24 protein-coding genes are annotated in these 23,000 nt (G+C 62.0%); 11 read left to right on the top strand and 13 right to left on the bottom strand.

All coding sequences use genetic code 11. From position 1 onward, the window contains the following. The first annotated feature begins 76 nt into the window (after positions 1-76). Positions 77-1,096, top strand: a complete 1,020-nt coding sequence (locus tag ACE4RL_RS09900) for an aldo/keto reductase (RefSeq protein WP_375597036.1) — start codon at positions 77-79, stop codon at positions 1,094-1,096. Positions 1,097-1,163: 67 nt separating this feature from the next. Here the strand turns inward: ACE4RL_RS09900 and ACE4RL_RS09895 are convergent, their stop codons facing one another. The 8 genes from ACE4RL_RS09895 to flgB all read right to left on the bottom strand — a co-directional run bounded on the left by ACE4RL_RS09895 (position 1,164) and on the right by flgB (position 8,007). After that, positions 1,164-1,559, bottom strand: a complete 396-nt coding sequence (locus ACE4RL_RS09895; protein ID WP_375597035.1) for a DUF2237 family protein — start codon at positions 1,557-1,559, stop codon at positions 1,164-1,166. A 198-nt stretch (positions 1,560-1,757) separates the two neighbouring features. After that, positions 1,758-4,325 carry a cell cycle histidine kinase CckA gene (gene cckA, locus ACE4RL_RS09890; protein ID WP_375597034.1) on the bottom strand — a complete coding sequence of 856 codons (2,568 nt, stop codon included), beginning with the start codon at positions 4,323-4,325 and terminating at the stop codon, positions 1,758-1,760. Between the two features lie 210 nt (positions 4,326-4,535). Continuing rightward, positions 4,536-5,624, bottom strand: coding sequence for a flagellar biosynthesis protein FlhB (flhB, locus tag ACE4RL_RS09885; protein WP_375597033.1), 1,089 nt, complete (start codon positions 5,622-5,624; stop codon positions 4,536-4,538). Positions 5,625-5,627: 3 nt separating this feature from the next. After that, positions 5,628-6,395 carry a flagellar biosynthetic protein FliR gene (gene fliR, locus ACE4RL_RS09880; RefSeq protein ID WP_375597032.1) on the bottom strand — a complete coding sequence of 256 codons (768 nt, stop codon included), beginning with the start codon at positions 6,393-6,395 and terminating at the stop codon, positions 5,628-5,630. A 5-nt stretch (positions 6,396-6,400) separates the two neighbouring features. Then, the gene (gene fliQ, locus ACE4RL_RS09875) at positions 6,401-6,667 is read right to left on the bottom strand and encodes a flagellar biosynthesis protein FliQ (RefSeq protein ID WP_375597031.1); all 267 of its coding nucleotides are present in this window, start codon (positions 6,665-6,667) and stop codon (positions 6,401-6,403) included. A 157-nt stretch (positions 6,668-6,824) separates the two neighbouring features. Next, positions 6,825-7,160: a flagellar hook-basal body complex protein FliE gene (locus tag ACE4RL_RS09870; protein WP_375597030.1), complete on the bottom strand. Its 336-nt coding sequence runs from the start codon at positions 7,158-7,160 to the stop codon at positions 6,825-6,827. 21 nt (positions 7,161-7,181) lie between these two features. Then, on the bottom strand, positions 7,182-7,592 hold the full coding sequence (flgC, locus tag ACE4RL_RS09865) for a flagellar basal body rod protein FlgC (protein ID WP_375597029.1): 411 nt from the start codon (positions 7,590-7,592) through the stop codon (positions 7,182-7,184). 10 nt (positions 7,593-7,602) lie between these two features. Further along, positions 7,603-8,007, bottom strand: coding sequence for a flagellar basal body rod protein FlgB (gene flgB / locus ACE4RL_RS09860; RefSeq protein ID WP_375597028.1), 405 nt, complete (start codon positions 8,005-8,007; stop codon positions 7,603-7,605). Between the two features lie 221 nt (positions 8,008-8,228). On the opposite strand from flgB, the gene ACE4RL_RS09855 reads away from it, so the two are divergent. Both ACE4RL_RS09855 and fliP read left to right on the top strand, forming a co-directional pair. Next, a complete protein-coding gene (locus ACE4RL_RS09855; RefSeq protein WP_375597027.1) occupies positions 8,229-8,852 on the top strand; it encodes a FliO/MopB family protein in 624 nt (207 codons plus the stop codon). A gap of 28 nt (positions 8,853-8,880) precedes the next feature. Further along, positions 8,881-9,606, top strand: coding sequence for a flagellar type III secretion system pore protein FliP (gene fliP, locus ACE4RL_RS09850; RefSeq protein WP_375600260.1), 726 nt, complete (start codon positions 8,881-8,883; stop codon positions 9,604-9,606). Positions 9,607-9,650: 44 nt separating this feature from the next. Here fliP and ACE4RL_RS09845 read toward each other — a convergent pair whose 3' ends face one another. The 5 genes from ACE4RL_RS09845 to ACE4RL_RS09825 all read right to left on the bottom strand — a co-directional run bounded on the left by ACE4RL_RS09845 (position 9,651) and on the right by ACE4RL_RS09825 (position 16,289). Continuing rightward, positions 9,651-12,992, bottom strand: coding sequence for a hypothetical protein (locus tag ACE4RL_RS09845; RefSeq protein ID WP_375597026.1), 3,342 nt, complete (start codon positions 12,990-12,992; stop codon positions 9,651-9,653). A 189-nt stretch (positions 12,993-13,181) separates the two neighbouring features. Continuing rightward, positions 13,182-14,171, bottom strand: coding sequence for a MotE family protein (locus tag ACE4RL_RS09840; protein ID WP_375597025.1), 990 nt, complete (start codon positions 14,169-14,171; stop codon positions 13,182-13,184). Beyond that, positions 14,168-14,599 carry a DUF6468 domain-containing protein gene (locus ACE4RL_RS09835; protein WP_375597024.1) on the bottom strand — a complete coding sequence of 144 codons (432 nt, stop codon included), beginning with the start codon at positions 14,597-14,599 and terminating at the stop codon, positions 14,168-14,170. Before ACE4RL_RS09835 ends, ACE4RL_RS09840 begins: the two co-directional genes overlap by 4 nt. After that, a complete protein-coding gene (gene fliM, locus ACE4RL_RS09830) occupies positions 14,596-15,789 on the bottom strand; it encodes a flagellar motor switch protein FliM (RefSeq protein ID WP_375597023.1) in 1,194 nt (397 codons plus the stop codon). The genes ACE4RL_RS09835 and fliM overlap by 4 nt, the downstream gene beginning before the upstream one ends. Next, positions 15,789-16,289: a flagellar basal body-associated FliL family protein gene (locus ACE4RL_RS09825; RefSeq protein WP_375597022.1), complete on the bottom strand. Its 501-nt coding sequence runs from the start codon at positions 16,287-16,289 to the stop codon at positions 15,789-15,791. Before ACE4RL_RS09825 ends, fliM begins: the two co-directional genes overlap by 1 nt. Positions 16,290-16,572: 283 nt before the next feature. Between ACE4RL_RS09825 and flgF the strand changes: the two genes are divergently transcribed. From flgF to csgH, 8 genes are all read left to right on the top strand, one after another. Then, a complete protein-coding gene (gene flgF / locus ACE4RL_RS09820; RefSeq protein WP_375597021.1) occupies positions 16,573-17,313 on the top strand; it encodes a flagellar basal-body rod protein FlgF in 741 nt (246 codons plus the stop codon). Between the two features lie 18 nt (positions 17,314-17,331). Beyond that, positions 17,332-18,117 (top strand): flagellar basal-body rod protein FlgG, encoded by a 786-nt coding sequence (gene flgG, locus ACE4RL_RS09815; protein ID WP_375597020.1) that lies wholly within the window; start codon positions 17,332-17,334, stop codon positions 18,115-18,117. Between the two features lie 10 nt (positions 18,118-18,127). Continuing rightward, entirely contained in the window at positions 18,128-19,075 is a 948-nt protein-coding gene (flgA, locus tag ACE4RL_RS09810; RefSeq protein ID WP_375597019.1) for a flagellar basal body P-ring formation chaperone FlgA, read from the top strand. A gap of 17 nt (positions 19,076-19,092) precedes the next feature. Further along, complete coding sequence (flgH, locus tag ACE4RL_RS09805) at positions 19,093-19,839, top strand: flagellar basal body L-ring protein FlgH (protein WP_375597018.1); 747 nt, start codon at positions 19,093-19,095, stop codon at positions 19,837-19,839. A 229-nt stretch (positions 19,840-20,068) separates the two neighbouring features. Continuing rightward, positions 20,069-20,236, top strand: a complete 168-nt coding sequence (locus ACE4RL_RS09800) for a hypothetical protein (RefSeq protein WP_375597017.1) — start codon at positions 20,069-20,071, stop codon at positions 20,234-20,236. A 52-nt stretch (positions 20,237-20,288) separates the two neighbouring features. Next, the gene (locus ACE4RL_RS09795; RefSeq protein ID WP_375597016.1) at positions 20,289-21,785 is read left to right on the top strand and encodes a carboxypeptidase M32; all 1,497 of its coding nucleotides are present in this window, start codon (positions 20,289-20,291) and stop codon (positions 21,783-21,785) included. A 176-nt stretch (positions 21,786-21,961) separates the two neighbouring features. Then, entirely contained in the window at positions 21,962-22,396 is a 435-nt protein-coding gene (locus ACE4RL_RS09790) for a curlin (protein ID WP_375597015.1), read from the top strand. Between the two features lie 57 nt (positions 22,397-22,453). Next, positions 22,454-22,843, top strand: a complete 390-nt coding sequence (gene csgH / locus ACE4RL_RS09785; RefSeq protein ID WP_375597014.1) for a curli-like amyloid fiber formation chaperone CsgH — start codon at positions 22,454-22,456, stop codon at positions 22,841-22,843. Positions 22,844-23,000 lie beyond the last annotated feature (157 nt).

Here is a 23,000-nt window from a genome sequence, read left to right as displayed (position 1 = left end):
GTCCGGCCGCAGGGGCCACGCCGTCTTTACTACAACTAACATGTCAGTTATGCCTCCACCCTTAGGGAGGACGCCCATGACTGCTCGCCACTTCGAAAAACGCCGCATTGCCCAGACCGATATCGAGGTCACCACCCTCGGCCTTGGCGGCGCAAGTCTGGCCGGAATCTTTTCGGCGGTTCCTGGCGAACAGGCCCGTGCAACGGTCGCTCATGCTTTGGAGCAGGGCCTCAACTATGTCGACACCGCCCCGCAATATGGGCTGGGGCGGTCTGAGCATCTGATGGGTGATGTGTTGCGCTCCGCCCATCCACGCCCGATCATTTCCTCCAAGGTTGGTCGCCTGCTCAAGCCCGTCGATCCAGCGGTGCAGGACAAGGGCAATTGGGTCGATCCTCTCCCTTTCGACCAGGTCTACGACTACTCCTATGACGGCATCATGCGCTCGCATGCCGACAGCCTGCAGCGGCTTGGCCTCGAACGGGTCGATATACTTTATGTCCATGATATCGGCGTAGCGACGCACGGCGCCGAGGCCAACAAGCCACTCTGGGAGCAGCTTGCCTCGGGCGGCTACAGGGCCCTGCGCGAATTGCGCGACAGCGGCGCAGTGAAAGCCATTGGCCTGGGCGTCAATGAGTGGGAAGTGTGCATGGATGCCTTCGCCCTGGGCGATTGGGACGTGTTCCTGCTCGCCGGGCGCTATACCCTGCTCGAACAGACCGCACTGGCGCCCTTCATGACCACCTGCATCGAGCGCAAGGCCTCGGTGGTAGTCGGGGGCCCATTCAATTCCGGCATTCTGGTGGGCGGCGACAAGTTCAACTATGCCAAGGCCCCGGACGATATTGTCCAGCGCGTGCGGGCCATCGAGGCCGTCTGCAAATCCTATAACGTGCCACTGCCCGCCGCCGCGTTGCAATTTCCGCTGACCCATCCGGCCGTATGCAATGTGCTGCCCGGCCCGCGCTCGCCGCAGGAACTGGACGGGATTCTTGATTGGTGGGACACTAAAATTCCCGACGCACTCTGGACCACCCTGGCCGATGAGGGCCTCTTGGCGCCCGGCACACCCATTCCCGGCGGCACCGCTTGACGCGACGCCTGAACAGATCTGGCCGAAGAGCAGGGATAGAACGCGAGCGCCTCACCGGACGGAATCGTCAATTCAAGTCCAGTGCATAAGCCTTTAAAAAGTCAGCGGGAATCAGATCCAGAACGCGCTGGTTGGTTGACCGCAGATAGACCCGCGGCGCCTTGCCGGCATTGTGCGCCTGGGCCCAACGCGCCGCGACCAGGCACCAGCGATTGCCATCGACTAGGCCGGGAAAGTTGAAATCCGGCCGTGGTGTCGACAGGTCATTACCGACGCTGGCCGAATAGGCGAGGAACTCGTCGGACGCCAAGATGCAAACCAGATGCACCGCCGCCCCTTCCGGCCCGGCCGCGCAATAGCCGGACCGGAAATAGCCCGTCAGCGGGTCGTGCGAACAGGGCTGCAGCGGTTCGCCCAACACATTCAGTTCGGACTGGCCTTCGATACGTGGCACGGCGGTCATGAACGACCTCAACTCTCTTGGGTGGGATACCCACACCCCTGATCCCACCCCACAGGGGGAGGGAGACAATGAACACCGGCGCCCAGGCCTGCGCCTCCCTCCCCTGATAGGGAGGGAATGAGGGTGGGATGACAGCATCACGTGCCGAACAAACTCACCCTCACCAAGAGCCAGTGTCTCACTTGGCCCGCCGATTGGCTACTCGCCCTTGTCCATCCGCTGCAGCACTTCCTTGACCTTGGAGTTGATCTGGTCGAGCGAATAGGGCTTGGGCAGGAAATCCACGCTCTGATCGTCCTCGATGTCGCGGCGCACGCTTTCCTCGGCGTAGCCGGAGACAAAGATGATCTTGAGCTTGGACATCTTGTCGCGAATGACCTTGAGCATGGTCGGCCCGTCCATTTCCGGCATGACGACGTCGGAAATGATGAGATCAACCTGGTAGTCGAGGTCCTCAAGCACCTCGATGGCCTCTTCACCGCCATCGGCCTCGAACACCTCATAGCCGGTGGCGCGCAGGGCGCGGGCCGAGAAGGCGCGCACGCTTTCCTCGTCCTCCACCAGGAGGATGCGCTCGTGGCCGGTCAGATCCTTGGCCGGTGCGGCAGCAGCAGCTGCCTTGGCGGCCGATTCCTCCGCAGTAGGAACATAGCGCGGCAGGAAAATCTTGAAGGTGGTTCCGACGCCAACCGTCGAAACGGGATAGATGAACCCCTCGGTTTGTTTGATGATGCCGTAAACCGTGGACAGCCCCAGCCCCGTGCCCTTGCCCAATTCTTTGGTGGTAAAAAACGGCTCGAAGATTTTCGCCAGAACTTCCGGGCTCATGCCGGTGCCGGTGTCCTCGACATCGATCAGCACATAATCGGCCGGCACCATGCCCTCGAACTTCATGGTCGCCGCTTCCGCCTCGGTGACATTGGAGGTCCGCAGGGTAATTGAGCCCCCTTTGGGCATGGCGTCGCGCGCATTGACCACCAGATTGATGATCACCTGTTCGAGCTGCACCACGTCGGCACGCACCGGCCAGATATTGCGGCCATGTTCGACCGTGAGATTGTTTTTTTCGCCAATCATGCGCTTGAGCAGCACTGTCAGGTCATCGACGATCAGCGGCAGCTCAAGCACTTGTGGCCTGAGCGTCTGACGGCGTGAGAAGGCCAGTAACTGACGGGTCAACCCGGCGGCGCGATTGGCGTTCTGCTTGATCTGCATCAGCTCGTTGAAGGACGGGTCGCCCGGCTTGTGCTTCAAGAGCAGCAGGTCGGAAAAACCGATGATGGCAGTGAGCAGATTGTTGAAGTCGTGCGCCACTCCGCCCGCCAACTGGCCAACAGCCTGCATTTTCTGGCTCTGGGCGAACTGGGCCTCAAGCTTGCGCTGGTCCGTCATGTCCAGCGCATAGACATTGACCTGTTCGGGCGAACCGGCGCTGACCTCAGATGCCGAGATGTAGAGCCGGACCGCATGGTCGCCCTCGACGCTGAGGGCGGCATCGACCGGTTCGACTTCCGAGCGCTGCGCGGTCGCATCGCTGAGGGCCTTGGCCAGTTTCTCGCGGCTGCCCTCGCCGATGAGGTCGCTGAGCGGCTGGAGTTCAAGGCTCTTGTCCTCACCTGACCAATGGAATATGCGCCCGAACGGAGCATTGGTGCGCACGATGCGGCCCTCGGCATCGAGCGTGGCGATGGCAAAGGGCGTATCGTTGAAAAAGCGCGAGAACCGCACTTCGGCGGCGCGCAGCTCTTCCTCGGTATCGGGCGCACTCGACATGTCGAGAACCAGGGTCCGCGTCTCGCCCAATTCGCCATCAGCAAGCCGTGCAGCCCGATGCAGTAGTCGCACCGGCAAGGCCGTGCCATTGCGCCGGACAAGATCGATATCGATGATCTCGGTGCGGATTTCCCCGTCACCCCTGCCCCGCATCAGCAGCGATGCTCCGTCGCCACGTACAATATCGGTGAGCGCGAGCTGACCGGCATTGAACTCGGCCAGATCGTAGCCGAGCCAATCGGCCAGGGTGGAGTTGAGGTACTGAATCTGCCCATGAGCATCGGCCGAGAAGAAGCCGGAGGGCGAGTGATCGAGATAATCGATGGCGCGCTGCAGATCGCGGAAGGCCGTCTCATTGTTCTCGCGATCGCGCGTGATATCCTCGACCGACCATGCCACCAGCGGTTTGTGGCTGTCGGCAGTTTCGGGCAAGGGGCGCACAGACACGCGGTACCAGAAAACGCGGCTGGCTTCGGACTGGGAGCCGCCGAGCCCGCCGGGCACACGGATGTCTTCGATGGCGGTGCGGCCGTCCCGCGCCGCCTTGGACACCCGGTAGATCGCCTCACCCGCATCCGCGTAGCCGGAAAACAAACGCGGCACGCCCACCGGCACGCCATTGTTCATGGCGCCGGGAAACGAACCATAGTGCTGGTTGACGTAAGTGATCTTGCCTTCGCGGTCGGCGATCACCGCGCCAAAGGGCAGGCTGTCAACCACGGCATGGCTCAGGGTCCGCCGCTCCTCGCTGGCAGCGAACCGAAACAGGCCGGCGGCCAGACCGAACAGGAAGAACACGCCGGCCACCGCCAGCAGGCCGACGAAACCCATGACCAATTCGGGCGGAATGCTCTCACCGAACAGCGAAAATGCCAGCGCAACAAGAACCAGCACCAGGGCCAGCAGCACCACCCGCCACATCCCGGCGCCGCCGCGTCCCGAATCCAGGACCGGTTCGGGATAGCTGTCCTCGCCAAGCGGCGTCGATGCCATAGGGTTTTGCTCCAGCGCTGCACACCGTCCCGAATCGGGACATCAGAAAAGGTCTAGCAAATGGACCGCCCCGGTGGGAGGGCGAAGGGGCTTTTCAACATGACGGCCCAACTTTTCTATCCAAGTGTTGCCTAACACGTCAGATTGTCAGCAGTTCGATGTTTGGCGAGCAACACGGCGCGGGCACCCATTACAGAGAGCAATGCCTGCTTACGCACTCGGCCGCCAGCCGCCGCCAGGCTTCTTGAGGCGCATCACGAAGCCGATCACCTCGGCCACCGCCTTGAAATGCTCGGACGGGATGGTCTCGTCGATATCCACTGCAGCAAATAGAGCACGCGCCAATGGCGGATTTTCGACAATGGGCACATCGTTGTCCTTGGCCAGTTCGCGAATGCGGAACGCCACGGCGTCCGCCCCCTTGGCCACGCATTTGGGCGCCGCCATGTCCTTGTCGTATTTGAGCGCCACGGCAAAGTGGGTCGGGTTGGTGATGACCACGGTGGCATCGGGCACGGACGACATCATGCGCTTGCGGGCCCGGTCCTGACGCAACTGGCGAATCCGCCCCTTCACATGCGGGTCGCCCTCCATCTGCTTGTATTCTTCGCGCGTCTCCTGGACGGTCATCATCTGCCGCTTCCACCATTTCTGGCGCACATAGAAGAAGTCAGCCACCGCAATCGCAGTGATCACCGCCAGGACCGCGGCAAAAATCTTGATCCCGATCTCCTGGAAGTCGACCAGGATCATGATCGGGTCGGCGGTCATCATGGTATCGAGCCGGTCGCGTTCGGGCCAGCAGACCACGATCACGATCACGCCCACCAGCACGATCTTGACCAGTCCCTTGCCGAAATTGACCAAGGCATCGGGCGAGAACAGCCGCTTGGCGCCGCTGATCGGGGAAATCTTGGAGAGCTTGGGCTTGATCGGATCGACCGACCAGACCAGCCGGTGCTGCACCAGATTGGCGAGAATGCCGCAGACCATCAAGACGGCCAGCGGGATCAGCACGATGCCGATCATCGCCAAAGCCAGTCCGTTGAAGAAGTCCGCGAAGCCGGCCCCATCCAGGTCAAACTGATCGGCATTCATGAAGATCAGGCTCAGCGGCTGACTGAGTTGCGTACTGATCCATGGGGACAGCATGGCAAAGACAATGCCCGACCCCATCAGCATGAACCAGGTCGTCACTTCCTGGCTCTTGGCGACATCCCCCTTCTTGTGCGCGTCCTCGAGCTTTTTCTGGGAAGGGTCTTCTGTTTTGGAGTCCTGATCAGGGGCTTCGCTCGACATTGGCTAGCCCCTCCACATCGCCAGGTGATTTTCAAAGGCGGTGATATACCAGCCCATCATCATCACCAGCAGGATGGCAAACAGCAGCAGGCCAACGATGATATTGGCCGGCATGAGAATGAAATAGACCTGCAATTGCGGCATCAGGCGCGCCAGGATGCCTGCGCCCAGGTTGAATACCAGACCGAACACGATGAAGGGCGCGGACATCTGGACCCCGACCATAAAGGCGCCGCTGACAGTACGCACCGCCAATTGCATCGCATCCTCGAACATCAGCGGATCGGTCGGGGAGAACACCATGTAGCTGTCATAGATGGCAGCAAGCGCCATATGGTGCAGGTCAGTCGCAAAGATCAGAGTGATGCCGAGGAAGGACAGAAAGCTGGAAAACACCGCGCCTTGCACGCCCATTTGCGTCGGATCGGCCGCGAGTGCGCCGGAGAGGCCGGTCTGAAAGGCCACGATCGTGCCGGCCACCTGGGTCGCCATGACCGTGATCCGGACTATGGCGCCGATGATCAGTCCCACCGCCAGCTCATGCATCAGAAGACCGACAATGCCCGTCAGGTCCCCCGGCATGGTCGGGATCACCTGCCCCAGCAGGGGGAATACGACGAGCGTGAAGGCAAGTGCGAAGCTCAGGCGCATCCGCGTCGGAATGGTCTGCTCGCCCAGCGCCGGCATCAGCATGAGCATGGCGCCGATGCGCATGAACAGGATGAGATAGGTAAAGGCGGTCGCCGGGAGCCAGTCCAGACTGATGGTCACAGCGGCTAGCCGCCCACGATGATCATGTCGACCACCCGGTCCATATAGCCCGCCATGGTGGCCCCCAGAAATGGCAGGGTGATCAGCATGGTGATGAAGATGGCGATGATCTTGGGGACGAAGACCAAGGTCATTTCCTGAATCTGCGTTAGCGCCTGGAATAGCGCGATCACCACGCCGACGATCAGCCCGACCAGCATCATGGGCATCGAGACGATGATCAGCGTCCAGATACCCTGGCTGGCAATGTCGAGCACTTCTGCGCCGGTCATGGCTCAAACCTTCTTCGATTCGCTGCCAAGCCTATCATTGGCCGTCACCCCGGCGAAGGCCGGGGTCTATCTCGAGGATGATCGGCCTGCGCTGCCGACCATGTTGTCCCCGCATTTCAGGATGAGCCCTCGGGTGAGATCCTTGGTGTTGCTCAGGTTAGATCGGCATCCGCATGATTTCTTCATAGGCCGAGATCACCTTGTCGCGCAGGGTGACCATGCTCTCGATGGCCATTTCGGTTTCCGAAAGCGCGGTGACCATGTCGACCACATTGGCCTTGCCACTGACCATATCCATCGCCATCTGGTCGGCCGCCTTGCCCTGATCGACAACGCCCTGGACATTCTGTGCCAGGAGATCGGCGAAATTGCCGCCCGCGGCCGGAGCACTCGCCGTAAGGTCAGCCTGCGGCTTGGCAGCCTGATTGATCAGGCGGCTGGCGTTGGTGTAGGCGGCGGTCGCCGCATTAAAGGGTGTGTTGCTGACGGCCATCTCGACTGCCTTTCAAAATTATCAGCCGCGCAGGATGTCGAGCGTGCGCCCGAGCATCTGGCGGGTCACGGTGACCACGTTGAGATTGGCCTCGTAGCTGCGCTGGGCCTGGCGCATGTCCACGGTTTCCACCAGTGTGTTCACATTGGGATATTGCACAAAGCCACTCTCGTCGGCCGCCGGATGGCCCGGTTCGTAGCGCGAGGAGAAATCGCTCATGTCATAGGCCAACCGTCCGATTTCCACGACGCGCCCGCCGACTTCGGCATTGTAACTGGCCTGAAAGGTCGGGATGCGGCGGCGATAGGGTTCATCGCCCGGCGCCTTGCCCGCCGAATCCGCATTGGCGATGTTCTCGGCGATGACCCGCATGCGGGCCGTCTGTGCGTGGAGCCCGGTGGCGGCTATGCGGAGCGAGGAATTGAAGTCCATGCGTTATCCCCTAGACGTTCTTGCCCAGCGCAACGCGCAGGATGCGGACCGATTTCTGATACAGCGAAGTCGCGGCCTGATAGTCCATCATATTGGTCGTGACCTTCATCATCTCGTCTTCAAGCGTGACGCCATTGCCCTCGGGCGTGACCTCGAAATTGGCCATGCGCTGCGCATTGAAAGCGCCCTCGCCCGACGAGGCCGAGAAATGCATGGGCTGGGTGACGGTAGTGACCACCGCCGAAGACGTCATCATCCCCTGACGATCGGCAAAGTCATATTGCTTGAGATCGCGTCCGCGGTATCCTGGCGTCTCGGCATTGGCGACGTTTTCAGCCAGAAGGCCCTGACGGGTCTGGTGCCAGCGCATCTTGTCGGTCAGCGCCGAAAAGACTGGCATGTCCATAAGGCCCATGGGCCGCGCTCCAGCAAAGCATTTCAGTTAGGCAATTCTTGCCGGGCGAATGGTTAACCAAGCGTTAAGTTCAGCTTGTCGGCTCTGAATTTGGCTGCATTTTGCAACAATTGCCGGTCCAGCTAGGCAGGAAATGCCCACGCCTGACACCAACACCTATTGCCACACCCGGAATCGCGCTATGTGCGTGGTCGCAACGGAATGCATCGGAGGCGCGGCTCGTGCAATTCATCACCGGCCTGTTCGGCGGCAGTGGCAACACCATACTGACCATGATCCTGGCGCTTGGCATCGTTCTGGTGCTGATCGTCCTGGCCGTCTGGTTCCTCAAGCTGATCTCTAACGTATCGGGCAATGCCGCACGCGGCCGCAACCGGCGGCTAGCCGTGGTTGACACACTCGCCCTCGACCAGAAGCGCCAACTGATCATCGTACGGCGCGACAATGTCGAGCATCTGATCCTGACTGGTGGCCCGCACGATCTTGTCGTGGAAGCCGGAATTCCAGTGGCGGAGATCGCCCCGGCCCAGCCGGCAGGGCGCGGCCTGCCTTCGCTTTCGGCACGTCGGCAGTCCGCCAGCAAACCAGCACCCGCCCCTGCTCCGGCGCCCGCAGCGGAATCGGAAGCGCCGCCAGTGCCCGAACCGGCCCAGCGTCCGCCCCGCTCCCTGCGCCATACCGGCCTGCTGCGCCCAGTCAGCGTACAGGACCCCACGCTAACCGTGCAAAACCCGGACAGCGCGGACGGGCACGCCGGCGACTCAGATAGAGAGAACGGGAACGAGACCGCGAGCGAAGGCGCAACGCTTGAGCAGGACAACAGCGAGCAGGCCAACCGGAACTGAACCGGCGCGCAAAGCGCGCTGGCGTTTCCTGCTGCCGCTCCTCACCGCCGCTGGCCTCTTGCTGCTGTGGTCCCAGGGCGCTTTTGCGCAGGACCTCTCCATTGATTTCGGCGACGAAACCACGCTGACCGAGCGGGCCATTCAGCTCATTGGGCTGATCACCCTGCTCTCGCTGGCGCCATCGATCCTGGTGATGGTGACCAGCTTCACCCGCATCGTGGTGGTGCTCTCGCTGCTGCGCACTGCCATCGGCCTGCAGACCGCGCCGCCCAACACCGTCATGGTGTCCCTGGCGCTGTTCCTGACGCTGTTCATCATGCAGCCAACCTTGCAACAAAGCTATGAACAGGGCATCGCCCCATTGATGGCCGGGGAGATCGAGTTCGCCGAGGCTTTCGACGCCGGTGCCGCGCCGATCCATGAATTCATGCGCGCCAATGTCCGCGATCGCGATCTGGAGCTGTTCTACGACCTTTCGGAGACGGAGCTGCCCGATGAGCCGGAAGCCATTCCGCTGCAGCTTCTCGTGCCGGCCTTCATGATCTCCGAGCTGCGCCGCGCCTTCGAAATCGGCTTCCTGCTGTTCCTGCCCTTTGTGGTCATCGACATGGTCGTGGCCTCGGTGCTGATGAGCATGGGCATGATGATGCTGCCTCCGGTGGTGATCTCCCTGCCCTTCAAGCTGATCTTTTTCGTGCTGGTGGACGGCTGGTATCTGGTGGCCGGGTCTCTGGTGCGCAGCTTTACCGGCTAGCCAAGCAATTCTCTATTGAGCGCTGTGGCGTATCGCTGGCGCGATCAAAGCGAGGCCAGATCGGTGCTGGAGCGGCTGGCGTTCAAGGGTGTCAGCGCGCCTTCCCCTGAGTAGGTCTCACGATAAGAGGCCAGAAAGGCGCTCAGGCTGTCCAGCGCGGCAACTTCCGCGGCGACCTTCTTGAACTCAAGGCTTGTGGTCTGGATCGGCCCGGTGACGAAGTCAAACATCGGCCATTGGGGTGAAGCAACCATCTGCTCGCCGAACTTGGCACGCAGCCGCGACAGGCCGAAATTGTCACCCGCCAGCACATAGCCCACCGCGGCCTTGATCAGGCTCATGCGGGCAGCACGCTCGAGCGGCTTGCCCTCAGGCTCGTTACCGTAGATGACCTCGATCATTTCTCCGGCCTGGCTATAGCGGCGCGCCTTCCAATGCGCATCGATACGCATCAGTTCGACATCCTTGCCGTCCATATTGCTGATCAGGTCAAGCGCCAGCTGGTCGCGACCGCCATCGATCATGGCGCGGGCTTCAAGCAGGCGGCGCTGGCGCTGCAGCGAGTCCGGCAGGCCGGGCAGTTGCGTTTCATTGAGCACACGCAGGGCATCCTGAGGCTTGCGATCGGCCAGATAGATCACGGCCAGGTCGGCAGCGATCTGCGTCCGCGCCACGCCGCGCAACCGGTTATCGAGCTGGTATTGCAGCAGATCGGCTGCCTGTGCCAGCAAGTCCACGCGCACCAGCCGGCGCGCCAGATTGCGGATCATTTCGTCGCCGCGCGCGCCGGGCGGGGTGAGATGGCGGAAGTCATAATAGATTGCCAGCGCTTCGACCGGCCCGATGGAATCCGCAACGCCATTAAGGAATAGGTCCGAGAACATCCGTTGGGCCTGATCGCGCAGGCCGTTGACCGCCGGGCTCTCAGGATAGTTGGCAACAGCCGCCTTCACCGTTTCAAAGCCCGGGCGATATTCGCCATTGCGGAAATAGAGCTGCGCCAGAAGCGTCTGCATATCGGCTTCCAGCGCATCTCCGCGCCAGAGCAGTGTCTCGGCCGCCAAGGTCTGCGTCCCCTTGGCCAGATCCAGCCGCCCCTCGCGGTCCAGCACCAGCAGCGTTCGGTACACGGCCTCGGCGCGCGTCGGGCGGACTTCCGAAGCGATCACCTGACCATAGGTATCGAGCGCTTCCTGGCCGCGCCCCTCGGCTTCGTCAATCCGGCCGGACAGGAGGTGGTGCAGCGAGGCCTCTTCAACGCTGAGACTGGCAAAATCAATGTCGTCGAGCATGCGCTGGGCCAAAGTCGGGTCATCGGCCTCCACGGCTGCACGGGCAGCCGCCAGGCGGAAATGATTGCGGGCCCATTCGGGATAGCTGTCGGCAATGGCACGCGCTTCCAGGGCGTCGAAACGGGCGCCGCGATAATCATGGGTCTCCGCCCGGGCAATGGTGCGCCAGAACAGCGAATCCACGTCCTGGTCAAGAGAAGGCGCATTGAGCGTGCGCAGCGCATCCCGCGGGCGCCCGGCCAGGACGTCGGCAATCGCCATTGTCGTGCGGATCTTGCGCGTCAGGTCCTGCGCCCGCAGATCGCTTTCAAGTACGCGCAACACGCCCAGAGCCTCATGGGCAAACCGGTTGGCCACCAGAAACTGGGCATAGTCCAGCCGCGCCAGATCACGTTCGCGACCCTCATTGGCCGCGGCGGCCCGCTCCATGCTGTCACGCTTTTCGACAAAGGCGGCCGGGTCGCGTTCCTCGAGCGCACCAAGGTTCAGGTAGCCCGCACGCGCCGCTTCCTGAGCTTCCGACCCCGAATTGCGCAGGGTATCGATCGCCGAAACCGTCAATCCGCTAGTCGCCGAGATGACCGCCACTGGGCTCTCGACCTCGACACCCAGATTGGCTGCTTTTGGTTTGACGACCAGGCCGTGCACGCTGCGCAGGGCAGTGAAATCGACATAGTCGAGCGACCGGGTCAGTCCGCGCGCCGGCGGAAACGCGGTCACCACCTTGAGGACGTCGCCGACCAGGGGATCGCGAAATTCATGCAGCCGTCCGGGGCGGACCATATCGGCTACCATCTCAAACGAGCCTTCGATATCGCGGCGGCGGGAAAGTGTCATCGGTTCGGTGGGGCTCAGCATCATGTCGCCCAGCGACAGGACCCAGGCCATGCCCTCCGAGCCCAGCGTGGCCAACCGGTCCTGCGACAGGTCCAGACGCACCACCTGCGTGTCGCTGGACGAGACCACCGCGAACTCGCTGGCGATGGCATCGAGGTCCATCGAATTGGTCGGCGGAGCAATGCCGCTGACGGTGTCAAATATCATCCAGACCGTGTCGCCACGGCGGAACACGGCGGCCGGTGTATCCTGCTCGAACGGAAAGACCACCCGGACCGTATTGCCCAGCACATTGATGAACGGTGTCACCGTTTCTGCGCTGGCGGCCTGAAGCGCCGATATGGCCGGCTCGTCATGGGCCTGCATCTCGGCTTCGGCAGCTAGATGCGCGGCTTCGTCGGCAAGGCCTGCGGGCGTCAACGCTGGAAGGGCCGTGCCGGCAATGTCGATGTCGAGCACATATTGTGACGGCGAGATGGCATAAAAGCGCGGTTCGACGCCCTCGGCGAAAATGAAGGTGGCTGCCGCACCATCTGCCGAATAGCCCGACTGCATCGAGACGATCTCTTCAGGAAGGTTCGCCAGGAGACCCGTCAGGTCCATCTTCACGGGCCATTCGAATGTTGCCGCGCCCACCTCACCCTTCTTGTTGAAGTGCCCTTCCGTCGGCACGTTCCAGTCAAACTGCATGCGCAGGAACGTGGCATTGCGGCCCACGCGCACATCGACTTGGGGATCGAGCTCGGCTGCCAGCCGCGCCTTGCGGTCGCGTTCGGCCTGAATGGCCGCCAGGCGCGCGCGTTCGGCCAGTTCGTCGATGACTTCCTGCGGCAACGCGGGCGGCATGCCTTGCCAGTCGGTTGGCATCAGGTCGACAAAGAGCTTCTCGCCCGCGTCGATACGATTGAAGTTGAAGCTGCTTTTGAGCCCGAGGCGCAGACCCCGCCGGTCCGGATCGATGCGCGCGACCGACAGATAGTTGGGCATAGTCGCGGCCACATCAGGCAGCAGAATGTCGACCGGCTCGGCAAATTCTACCGAAAGCACGCCATTGTCGATGCGGAAATTGTATTCGGGCAGTTCGTCCAGCGAGGGAAAGCTGAGGATCAGACGGGCATAGCCGTCTTCTTCGGTGGCAAAGAGCTGCCCCTGTTCCTGGGCCAGAACAGGCGACATGACAACCATGGCTCCGGCAAGGGCCGCCGCCACAATGGTGCGGGTCCATCCCCGCCAAGCTGTCCCGATTGCGGTCTTCACCGGCTTTCTGCCCGCCCGACGCATACAGATCGCGAGTTCAGGGGACGGGCCACTGGGCCCATGATCCTCAGGAAACGCGAGGGTTGCAACACTCCGAAAGGCGCCGCCTTCTGGACGGCATTTCCCTTCTTCGCGCCAACCCTAGCGGCCGGTGCTTAACGTGCCCCTAAGGGGAAAGCTGGCTATTGCTTATTGTCCGATGATCTGCGGCAGTTCGGCGAGCACTTCGGGCGCCATCTGGTCGAGCGGGTCGGTGCTGGCCGAAGCCATGCGCACTGTCAGCTCCTGTGCCCGCATCGTGTCCATTTCGGCAAGGATTGGCGCCATCTTGCGCGGGCTCATCATCTTGGCAACGCGCAGCAGGACCTCGATATCCAGCGCATTGAAGATGTTGGCAGCGTCCTTGGGCTTCATGGTCTCGTACATGGCCACGATACCGGCAAACTGCCCCTCCTCCATCTCCTTGCGCTGCTCGACCAGCGAGGCGATCTGATCTTCGATGGACTTGAGGGTCTGCTGACGTTCCTCGATGCGCTTCTCGGCGGCCTCGACGAGCGAGGCGCGCATCGCCAGTTCCTGTTCGTAGCTTTCCAGCTCGGTACGGCGCGTGGACAGACGTTCCAAAAGGGCCTGCTCGGTGGCGGTGTTGACGCCTCCGCCCAGGGGTTGGGTTCCATTTGGTGTCAAGACCTGCGGCAGCGCATCGGCCAACGGCGGGCAATCGCCGGGAATGACCATTAGGGCGCCTTCGCTGCTGTCGCTCTCACCCGGCTCTTCAACCGGGCGCGGGTCACAGGCATTGTCGGCGGCAATGACATTGCTGATCGGTTCGCCATGGGCGTCAGTCTTGCCATCTGCGTCCGATGCTTGGGACGTATCACCGTGGTCAGACGCCGCCCCGCCATAGCCAGCTGCAGTTGGTGCCCCGTGGCCGCCATCTGCGGCCTTCCCCAGCGTCGGGGAGTCATCGCTCAATGTCGGGCTGCTATCTTCCATGGTCGGGTTGTTGGGCAGGGTGACAGTTTCGCCCGGCTTGGCCGAGCCATCGCCAGCCGCAGCCTGAGCCTGGCTTACACCCGTCAGCACATAGCCACCATTGGTCACCAGGCCAATGGTCTTGAGGACCAACAGGGCGGCAACGGCCAGAATGACAACGGGGAGCAGGCGAATATTGGTCACGCGGCGGCCCCGCGGCTGCGCACGCGTTCTGACAGTTGCTGCAAGGCGGTCTGAACCTTGTTGGGAGCCTCGACGGGCTCGATGGCCTGGCTGTGCCGTGCAACGCTTGTGATCTTGGCGATCCTCTCCATCAGGACAGTGCCGGCCGTGACATGATTGGCCAGCTCGACGCCGAAACGTTCGGCTTCCTCCATGCGGGCGCTCAGGGTCAAATCTGCCTCGACGGCTGTCGACTTGAGCTCCTTGATAGCCTGGTTGGCCAAATTGGTGGCGCTCACCAGATCAGCCACCATCTTGGCCATGGCATCCTTGTCCTGATGCAGGCGCTTGAGGCGCTGGTTAAGCAGAACGCAATAACCAATGGTCAGAGCCAGCAGAATTGCCACGGCGCCTTCCACGAAAATTCCAAGCGGCAGCCCCAACATCATCGTCCTTCCATCGTATCGTCGATTGCCTCAAAGGCTTCCATGGTGACCTTGGGCGGGTTGAGCGGGCTGGTGACCCGCACGGAAACATGATTGCCGATGTGGCCCATGATGGCCTCGGTCAGTTCGACATCGCCGCAGCGCAGGCGCACCGGGTCGCTCGGGCCACGCTCGAACATCAGCGTCTGGCCCGCCTTGAGATCGAGCAGGCGCGAAAGCGGCAATTGCTGCTCATGCAGCACGGCCTCGATCTCCACATCGGCCTGGTAGATCTCGGTGGCCAGATGCCCTTCCCAGATGGGGTCTCGCCCGAACTTCTCACCCATGAACATCTGCAACAGCTGTTCGCGGATGGGTTCGATGGTCGCATAGGGCAAAAGGATTTCGATCTTGCCGCCGCGATCATCCATTTCGATCCTGAGTTCGATCAGGATGGCCGCATTGCCCGGCCGTGAAATGGCGGCGAAGCGGGGATTGGTTTCCATCCGCTCGAGCTTGAAATTGATCTGCGTGACCGGCTCAAAGGCGCGATGGGTGTCATCGAGGATAATCTCGATCATCTTGCGCGCCAGCGCCATCTCGATGGTCGTGTAGGGCCGGCCTTCGACACGAATATTGCCGCCGATACGGCGTCCGCCCAAAAGCACATCGATCATCGAATAGATGAGGTTGGAATCAACGGTCAGCAGACCGTAATTCTCCCACTCCTCTGCCTTGATGACCGAGAGGATGGCGGGCAGCGGGATGGAATTGAGGTAGTCGCCAAACCGCACGGACGAAATGGAATCCATGGTCACCTCGACATTGTCGGAGGTGAAATTGCGCAGCGAAGTCGTCGCCAGCCGCACCAGGCGGTCAAAGACGATCTCCAGCATGGGCAGGCGTTCATAACTCACCAGCGCCGAATTGATCAGCGCCTGCACACCGGTCAGCTCGACATTACTGCCGGCGCTGGAATCAAAACCGAGCAGGCTGTCGATCTCGTCCTGGTTGAGCACGCGGTCGGCACCGCCCTCCCCGTCACCATCGCCACCTTCAAGCATGGCGGCCCATTCGGCGGCGGCGGCGGCGGCGCGGTCCTCTTCACTCATCTCGGCTTCGTCAACAGGCGCGGCGGGCGCCTTGTCGACGTCGCCGATATCGTCGAGCCCCCAATTGTCGCTCAGCTTGTCCTGATCGCTCGGTCCGGCCATTACTGCACCAGAATTTCCTTGAAGAGCACGCTCTCCACATGGGCGGGATAGATGGCCAGATTGACCCGGCGCAGCAGTTCTTCCTTCAGCCGGTAAATGCCGGCCGAGCCTTCCAGGTCACTCTTTCGCAGTTCGCGCATATAAACTTGGAACGCATCGATCACCTTGGCCAGCCGCGGCTGGATCTCGGTCATCATGTGTTCGTCTGCGACCTCCAGGGCGATGGTGAGCTTCATGAAGGCCTGGTTACCTTCCTCGGAGCTGAGGTTCACCATCATCGGCGGCAGGTTGAAAATGAACGTGTCGTGCAATTCAGCCGCAGCGGTCGCGGCATGCCCATCACCATGCGCATCCGCTTCGCCACCAGAAGACGACAGGAAGAAGAACAGGCCACCCCCCGCCAGAAGCAGAACGACGACGGCCGCGCCAATGATGATGAAGAGCTTGGGAATGCCCTTCTTGGCTGGCGCTTCGGTATCGGCTTCCGCTTCCGCAGTCATAAAGTGACCCTGTCAAACGCCTGCAATTCCGGACGATTCCGGCTGCTGTCCAGCTAAGGCCCAGTTGGTTAACGAAAGGTTACAATTAGGCCCAAACCGGCAGTTTTTGCCGGGCAGCTTTTGCCGAATGCAACATAGTGACCTACCGGCGGCAAACCATAGCCAGGCATTAAGTCACTGTTTTAATTAAATTTACGGCCCTGGCATGGTTTCTGCAAAGTAAATGGGCGAGGCGACCGGCTTGGGGAAGCAGGCCGTCTCGGGGACCAAACCGGGGAATGCCATGATCGAGAACGCGCAACTCATCAGCCTCAGCAGGCAGATCGCCTTGCAGCGCCAGATGGATGTGGTGGCGAACAATATCGCCAACCTCAACACCACTGGCTTCAAGGCAGAGCAGATCCTGTTCGAGGAATATGTCATGCCCACCGCGCGGCACAATGATTTCCCCTCGCTCGACCAGCCACTCTCCTATGTGCAGGACTGGGCCACGGTCCACGACCTCCAGGGCGGCGCCATCGTGCAAAGCGGCAATGAACTCGACGTTGCCCTGAACGGCGACGGATTCTTTGCGGTCCAGACCGCCGGCGGCGAACGCTGGACCAAGGCCGGCGCCTTTGCCCTGAACAATCAGGGCGTTCTGGTCGACCAGTCCGGCAACCCGGTGTTGGGCAATGGCGGTCCGATCCAGTTCGGCCCCGACGAAACCGGCATCTCCATCGCCGCCGACGGCACGATATCGACCAGCGCCGGCCCCAAGGGCCAGTTGCGCATCGTCGAATTCGCCAACGCACAGGAGCTGATCCGCGAGGGCTCGAACCTGTTTTCGGGCGGCACTCCGGTCGCCAACACCTCGACCCGCGTCATGCAGGGGCACATTGAGCGCTCCAATGTCTCGGGCGTCACCGAAATGGCCGAGATGATCCGCGTGCAGCGCGCCTATGAATCGATCGCCTCCCTCACCCAGAAGCAGGATGAAATGCGCCGCAACGCCATCCAGCGCCTGGGCGACGCCAACGCCTGAACCTGAGGAGCAAACGCCATGAAAGCACTCTATATCGCATCGACCGGCATGGGCGCCCAGGAACGCAATGTCGAAGTCATCTCCAACAATATCGCGAACATGCGCACCACCGGCTACAAGCGGCAGCGCGCAGAGTTCCAGGACCTGCTCTACCAGCAGATCACCCGCGCCGGCTCGCAGACTTCCGATCAAGGTACGATGGTACCGGCCGGGCTGGAGATCGGTTCTGGCGTTCGCACCGTCTCCACGCCGCGCATCATGAGCCAGGGCTCGGTCAACATGACCGAAGGCGAACTGGACGTCGCCATCCGTGGCGAAGGCTTCTTCATGATCCAGCTTCCCGATGGCCGCACGGGCTACACCCGCGACGGTTCGTTCCAGCGCAATCCCGAAGGCATGCTGGTCAACTCCTCGGGCTATCCGGTCGATCCGGGCATCACCATTCCGGGCAATGCACGGGGCGTAGCCATTTCGCCAGACGGCACGGTCGAGGCCTATATCGGCACCGACGCAGCGCCGACCCAGCTCGGCCAGTTGCAGCTCGCCCGCTTCGTTAACAAGTCCGGACTGGAATCGATGGGCGACAATCTGTTCCTCGAGACGGCCGCCAGCGGCCCGGCCCAGATCAACGTGCCCAATACCGACGGCACTGGCGACCTGCTGCAGAACTATCTGGAAATGGCCAATGTCAATTCGGTAACCGAGATCGCCGACCTGATTGCCGCCCAGCGCGCCTATGAAATGAATGCCCGTGTCATCTCTGGCGCCGACCAGATGATGCAGGCCACCAGCCAGCTCAGCTAGGAGAAAGATCATGACATCGCTCCGCGCACTAGGTTTCTCCCTCTCGCTGATGCTCTCGACCAGCGCCGTTATCGCCGCCCCGGTGCTGCGCGCCGACATCACGGTCAGCGCGCCGGTGGTGACTGTCGGCGACATGTTCGAAGATGCTGGCGTCCTGGCCGAACAGCCCCTGTTCCGCTCCCCCCTCCCCGGCACCACCGGGAATGTCGATCTCAACGCCGTTCGCTCTGCAACGGCGCGCATTGGCCTCACCCAATTCGACGTCAATGGCCTCTCGCAGGTACGTGTTTCCCGCGCTGCCTCGATTGTTGATCAGACTCTGTTGGCCGACCTCATCACCCAGGATTTGCGCCATCGCGGCATTCTGGGCGAGGGCATGACGGCCAATATGCTGTTTACCAATGCTCCCGAGGCCATCACCGTCGCGGCAAGCGCTACCCCAGCCAGCCTCGTGAGCCTGCGCTACCTGCCCGGCAATGGTACGTTTTCGGCGCGCTTCTCCCTCTCGGGCGTCAATCAGTCGCTCGATTTGAGCGGCTCGATAGAAATCAGTATCGACGCTCCGCATCTGGCAGCCGGCTTGCCCGCCGGCACGGTGCTGCGGCCCGAGCATATCATCATGCGCCCCATGCCGATCCAGCAGGCCGACGCGCAGGGCATTGCCACAATCGACCAGTTGGTGGGCATGTCTCTCAACCGGCAGAGCCGCGATGGCATGCTGTTGCGGGCCAGCGATGTCTCGACACCCCTATCGATCGCCAAGAATGATCCGGTCACCATCTACTATCGCCAGGGGCTGATGACCCTGACGGTCAAGGGACAGGCCGTCACCGGCGCCGCGGAAGGCGCGCCGCTGCAGGTCCTCAATTTGATGTCCAAGCGCGTCATCAGCGCAACCGCCATCGCGCCAGGAGCCGTGGAAGTCTCCAACGGCCCCGTCACGCTCGCCGGCCTCTAATTCAGGGACAGATGAAAATGAACATCGCCAAGATCGCCACCATCCTGACCCTGGCCGCCACACTCGGCGCCTGCAGCACCATGGACCGGCTCGCCAATGTCGGCCAGGCCCCGGCCCTTACCGCCATCGCCGACCCGACCACCACGGCAGGCTATCAGCCCGTGCGCATGCCAATGCCCGAGCCGATCGCCGATACCTATCAGGCCAACTCACTCTACCGCACCTCGGCCAAGGGCTTCTTCAAGGACGAACGCGCCCATCGCGTAGGCGATATCCTCACGGTCATGGTTACCATCGATGACAGCGCCAAGATCAATAACAATACCCAGCGCACTCGGAATTCAACCAATAGCGCCGGCATGGGCGGCCTGTTCGGCGCCGTGTTCTCCAACGCCACCGATGCAGCCAAGCTTAATGTCGATCCGCAGGCAGCCATCGATTTCTCTTCGGGCATCCAGGATGCCGGCGCCGGTTCGGTCAACCGCAGCGAGGCGCTGGAAACCTCGGTGGCCGCCGTGGTCACCCAGGTGCTGCCCAATGGCAATCTGGTCATCGAAGGGCGCCAGGAAGTCCGGGTCAATTTCGAAGTCCGCGACCTGATCGTCGCCGGCATCGTCCGGCCCTCGGACATCCAGGCCAACAACACCATTCCTTCTACCAAGATCGCCGAAGCACGCATCTCGTATGGCGGCCGCGGGCAGATCACCGATGTGCAGCAGCCCCGCTATGGGCAGCAGGCCATGGACGCGATCCTTCCCTTCTAACCCATTCCGGCGGCGCACTTCCCCCATCGCGCCGCCGTTTTCCCCGGCCAGACCAGAATGGAATGGCACGGCCCCAAGCGCAGAAGGCGCCGGGCCTTATCCCCAGGGGTTCCTGCTTTCCAGGCGCGGAGCCCCATCCCCACGAGGCGCAGCTTCCCCAGCTGCGCCTCTCCCCTTTTCTGGCAACCACCGGCCAACCATATCGGTTTGTCCGCAAAGGAGCGAGCAGATGAACATGGCAACCGGTATCGCAGTGGGCATCGCCATTGGCGCCGGGATCGGCGTATCCCTGGACAATATCGCGCTGGGTATCGGCATCGGCATCGCCATTGGTGTCGCCCTCGGCACCACCGGCGCAAAGCGCTCCGACAAGGACCCGCCCGACAGCAAGCCTTGATCCGCCCGGAGAGCTGTGGAACACATCTGCCATCCCACCTCCGGAGCCCGCCATGTCCTTCCAAAAACTCGATGAACTCGGCCGCAAGCTCGAGTCGCTCGAACACGCATTGTCCATTCTCGGTGCCGATGAAGCCACCCATATGGCGGTCGGTGGCGGCGAGAAGCGGGCCGAAGCCATGGCCAATCTTGCCGGCATGTACCACGCCCAGGCCACTGCGCCCCAGATCGCCGACTGGATCGACACCGCCAAAAACGAAGACCTCTCCGACACGCAGAAGGCCGCACTGGGCGAGTTCGAACGGTCCTATGTCAACGCCACATGCCTGCCGACAGAGTTCGTCGAGCGGCGCACCGCCGCAACCATGCGGTCCGAACAACTCTGGCGGGACCTGCGCGCCAAGGGCGATTGGGACAGCTTCCTGCCGGCGCTCGAAGGTGTCATTGCGCTGGTGCGCGAGGAGGCGGCCTTGCGCTCGGCCGCAACAGGCTTGCCCCCCTATGATGCGCTGATGGATCAGTACGATCCGGGCAATCGCACCGCCCAGATCGACACGGTCTTTGCCGATCTGAAGACCTTTCTCAAGGACTTCGTGCCCCACGCCCTCTCGGTTCAGGAGCAACGCCTCAACCAGCGCCCGCGCAAGCCGCTCAACGCGCCCTACCCGATCGAGAAGCAGCGCGAATTGGGCCTGGCGGCCATGCGCGCCGTCGGTTTCGACTTCACCCACGGCTCTCTTGCTGTCTCGCACCACCCCTTCTGCGGCGGCGTGCCCACCGACGTGCGCATGACCACGCGCTATCGCACCGACGAATTCCTCTCTTCGCTCATGGGCGTGCTGCATGAAACCGGCCACGCCCTTTACGAGCAGGGCCTGCCCAAGGATTGGTCGCATTGGCCGCTGGGCAAGGCGCGCGGCATGGGCATGCATGAAAGCCAGAGCCTGTTCGTGGAAATGCAGCTCGCCCGCAGCCCCGAATTTTGGGAATTCATGCTGCCGCTTGTGCATCAGCATCTTGGCGACACCGCGATTCCCGGCTGGGAGATCGCCGATGTTCTCAGTGAGGTCAACTTCGTCGAACGTGGCTATATCCGGGTCGATGCCGACGAGGTGACCTACCCGCTCCACGTCATCCTGCGCTACGAACTGGAGCAGGACCTGGTTTCGGGCAAGCTCGAAGCGAGCCAAATTCCCGAGGCCTGGGACACCAAGATGATCGAATATCTCGGCATTTCGACCATTAACGACCCCAAGGACGGCCCGATGCAGGATGTGCACTGGCCCGGCGGCGCCTTCGGCTACTTCCCCAGCTACACGCTGGGCGCCATGATCGCCGCGCAACTCGCCGCGGCCATGCAGAAGGACCTGCCCGACATGGGCGCACAGATCCGCGAGGGCGACTTTGCCGCTATCAACCAGTGGCGCGCCGACAAGGTGTGGAACGAAGCCTCGCGCTATTCAACGCCCGAGCTGATTACCAGGGCAACCGGCGAGCCACTCAATGCCGATCACTTCAAGGCCCATCTCAAGCAGCGCTACGGCGGGTAGTCTTCTCTCTGAAAATTCAACCATTTAGAGGCGGCGGCGGAATCAATTTCCGCCGCCATTTTGATGAACGCTGTCTGAACCCCTGCTTCAGTGAGCGTTCCAAATCACTCCCCTAAAACAGTCTCCATCAACGACGCGGTCGGAGGGACCGCAGCCCCAACCCAAGGAGACGACCAATGATCCGCAAGCTTCTCATCACCACCCTGGCCGCAACCGTCATCGCCGGTTCTGCCGCCCCCGCCATGGCGAACAGCCTCTTTATCGAACAATACGGTTTCGGCAACGCCGTAGGCGGCGGCCAGGCCGGCTGGAACAACAAGTTCGGTGCCTACCAGAATGGCAATTGGAACACCGGCATTTCCAACCAGAACGGCGGCAACAACACCTCCGCCATCGGTCAGGACGGCAACAACAACTATGGCGATGTCTGGCAGGATGGCTGGAACAACCAGGGCGGCGTCGGCCAGTTCGGTGACAACCACAACGCCATCCTGACCCAGGACGGCAATGGCAACACCGCCGCCGGCGTGCAGGTGGGCAATGGCTGCAATGCCAATATGGTCCAGCACGGCTCGAACAATGTCAGCGCCTTCGTGCAGGTCTGCCCGTAACGCATCCGGATCGGGGCCGGCCAGCGCCGGCCCCCAGCCTTTCAAGAGGAGGACAACATGGTTCACTCCACTCTCCGCATCGGCATTCTGGCCTTTGGCGCTCTCGCCCTGGCCGCCGCGGCCGCCCACGCCACCAGCAATGATGATGGCGAGAACGGCCTTGCCTGCGGTATCTCCACGCAAACCGAACGCGGCATGATGTCTGTTGAGGGCATCGTGCAGAGCCCAACGACCCTTACGGGTGAATATCGCTTCGCCCTCAAGAGCCAAGGTTCTGGCGGCACCAGCAACATCAGCCAGGGCGGACGCTTCTCGGTGGCGCCGGGCGAACCCGTCTCGCTCGGCAAGGTGATGGTCAATGCCGGCGCATCAATTGATGCCGACTTCATCATCTCGAGCGGCGGCAAGCAGTACGACTGCTCGACGCCCCTGACCACCCTGACCTGACATCTGATCCGTTCAGCCAGTTCCTTCCAATTGCCCCGCTTCGGCGGGGCTTTTTTTTTGCCTGGCCTTATAGGCTGAACCGTGTCTGAACGGCCCGCTCCGAACCGGTTCAGGACCGCAGAACTATGGTCATCTCAAGCGCTGGGAAGACCAGCAA

Origin of the sequence: Devosia polycyclovorans (assembly GCF_042181575.1) — a bacterium.
Classification (GTDB): domain Bacteria; phylum Pseudomonadota; class Alphaproteobacteria; order Rhizobiales; family Devosiaceae; genus Devosia; species Devosia polycyclovorans.
Note: the sequence above shows the minus strand (reverse complement) of the source record. Positions and strands in the feature narration are given on the sequence as shown.

Excerpts from the sequence above, each read along its gene's own strand:
- ACE4RL_RS09825 (WP_375597022.1), bottom strand. The coding sequence starts at position 16,289 with ATGACTGCGGAAGCGGAAGCCGATACCGAAGCGCCAGCCAAGAAGGGC.
- ACE4RL_RS09900 (WP_375597036.1), top strand. The coding sequence starts at position 77 with ATGACTGCTCGCCACTTCGAAAAACGCCGCATTGCCCAGACCGATATC.
- fliM (WP_375597023.1), bottom strand. The coding sequence starts at position 15,789 with ATGGCCGGACCGAGCGATCAGGACAAGCTGAGCGACAATTGGGGGCTC.
- flgC (WP_375597029.1), bottom strand. The coding sequence starts at position 7,592 with ATGGACTTCAATTCCTCGCTCCGCATAGCCGCCACCGGGCTCCACGCA.
- ACE4RL_RS09800 (WP_375597017.1), top strand. The coding sequence starts at position 20,069 with ATGAACATGGCAACCGGTATCGCAGTGGGCATCGCCATTGGCGCCGGG.
- flgF (WP_375597021.1), top strand. The coding sequence starts at position 16,573 with ATGATCGAGAACGCGCAACTCATCAGCCTCAGCAGGCAGATCGCCTTG.
- cckA (WP_375597034.1), bottom strand. The coding sequence starts at position 4,325 with ATGGCATCGACGCCGCTTGGCGAGGACAGCTATCCCGAACCGGTCCTG.
- ACE4RL_RS09790 (WP_375597015.1), top strand. The coding sequence starts at position 21,962 with ATGATCCGCAAGCTTCTCATCACCACCCTGGCCGCAACCGTCATCGCC.
- ACE4RL_RS09835 (WP_375597024.1), bottom strand. The coding sequence starts at position 14,599 with ATGATGTTGGGGCTGCCGCTTGGAATTTTCGTGGAAGGCGCCGTGGCA.
- csgH (WP_375597014.1), top strand. The coding sequence starts at position 22,454 with ATGGTTCACTCCACTCTCCGCATCGGCATTCTGGCCTTTGGCGCTCTC.
- ACE4RL_RS09795 (WP_375597016.1), top strand. The coding sequence starts at position 20,289 with ATGTCCTTCCAAAAACTCGATGAACTCGGCCGCAAGCTCGAGTCGCTC.
- flgG (WP_375597020.1), top strand. The coding sequence starts at position 17,332 with ATGAAAGCACTCTATATCGCATCGACCGGCATGGGCGCCCAGGAACGC.
- ACE4RL_RS09895 (WP_375597035.1), bottom strand. The coding sequence starts at position 1,559 with ATGACCGCCGTGCCACGTATCGAAGGCCAGTCCGAACTGAATGTGTTG.
- flgH (WP_375597018.1), top strand. The coding sequence starts at position 19,093 with ATGAACATCGCCAAGATCGCCACCATCCTGACCCTGGCCGCCACACTC.
- flgA (WP_375597019.1), top strand. The coding sequence starts at position 18,128 with ATGACATCGCTCCGCGCACTAGGTTTCTCCCTCTCGCTGATGCTCTCG.
- flhB (WP_375597033.1), bottom strand. The coding sequence starts at position 5,624 with ATGTCGAGCGAAGCCCCTGATCAGGACTCCAAAACAGAAGACCCTTCC.
- fliQ (WP_375597031.1), bottom strand. The coding sequence starts at position 6,667 with ATGACCGGCGCAGAAGTGCTCGACATTGCCAGCCAGGGTATCTGGACG.
- ACE4RL_RS09870 (WP_375597030.1), bottom strand. The coding sequence starts at position 7,160 with ATGGCCGTCAGCAACACACCCTTTAATGCGGCGACCGCCGCCTACACC.
- flgB (WP_375597028.1), bottom strand. The coding sequence starts at position 8,007 with ATGGGCCTTATGGACATGCCAGTCTTTTCGGCGCTGACCGACAAGATG.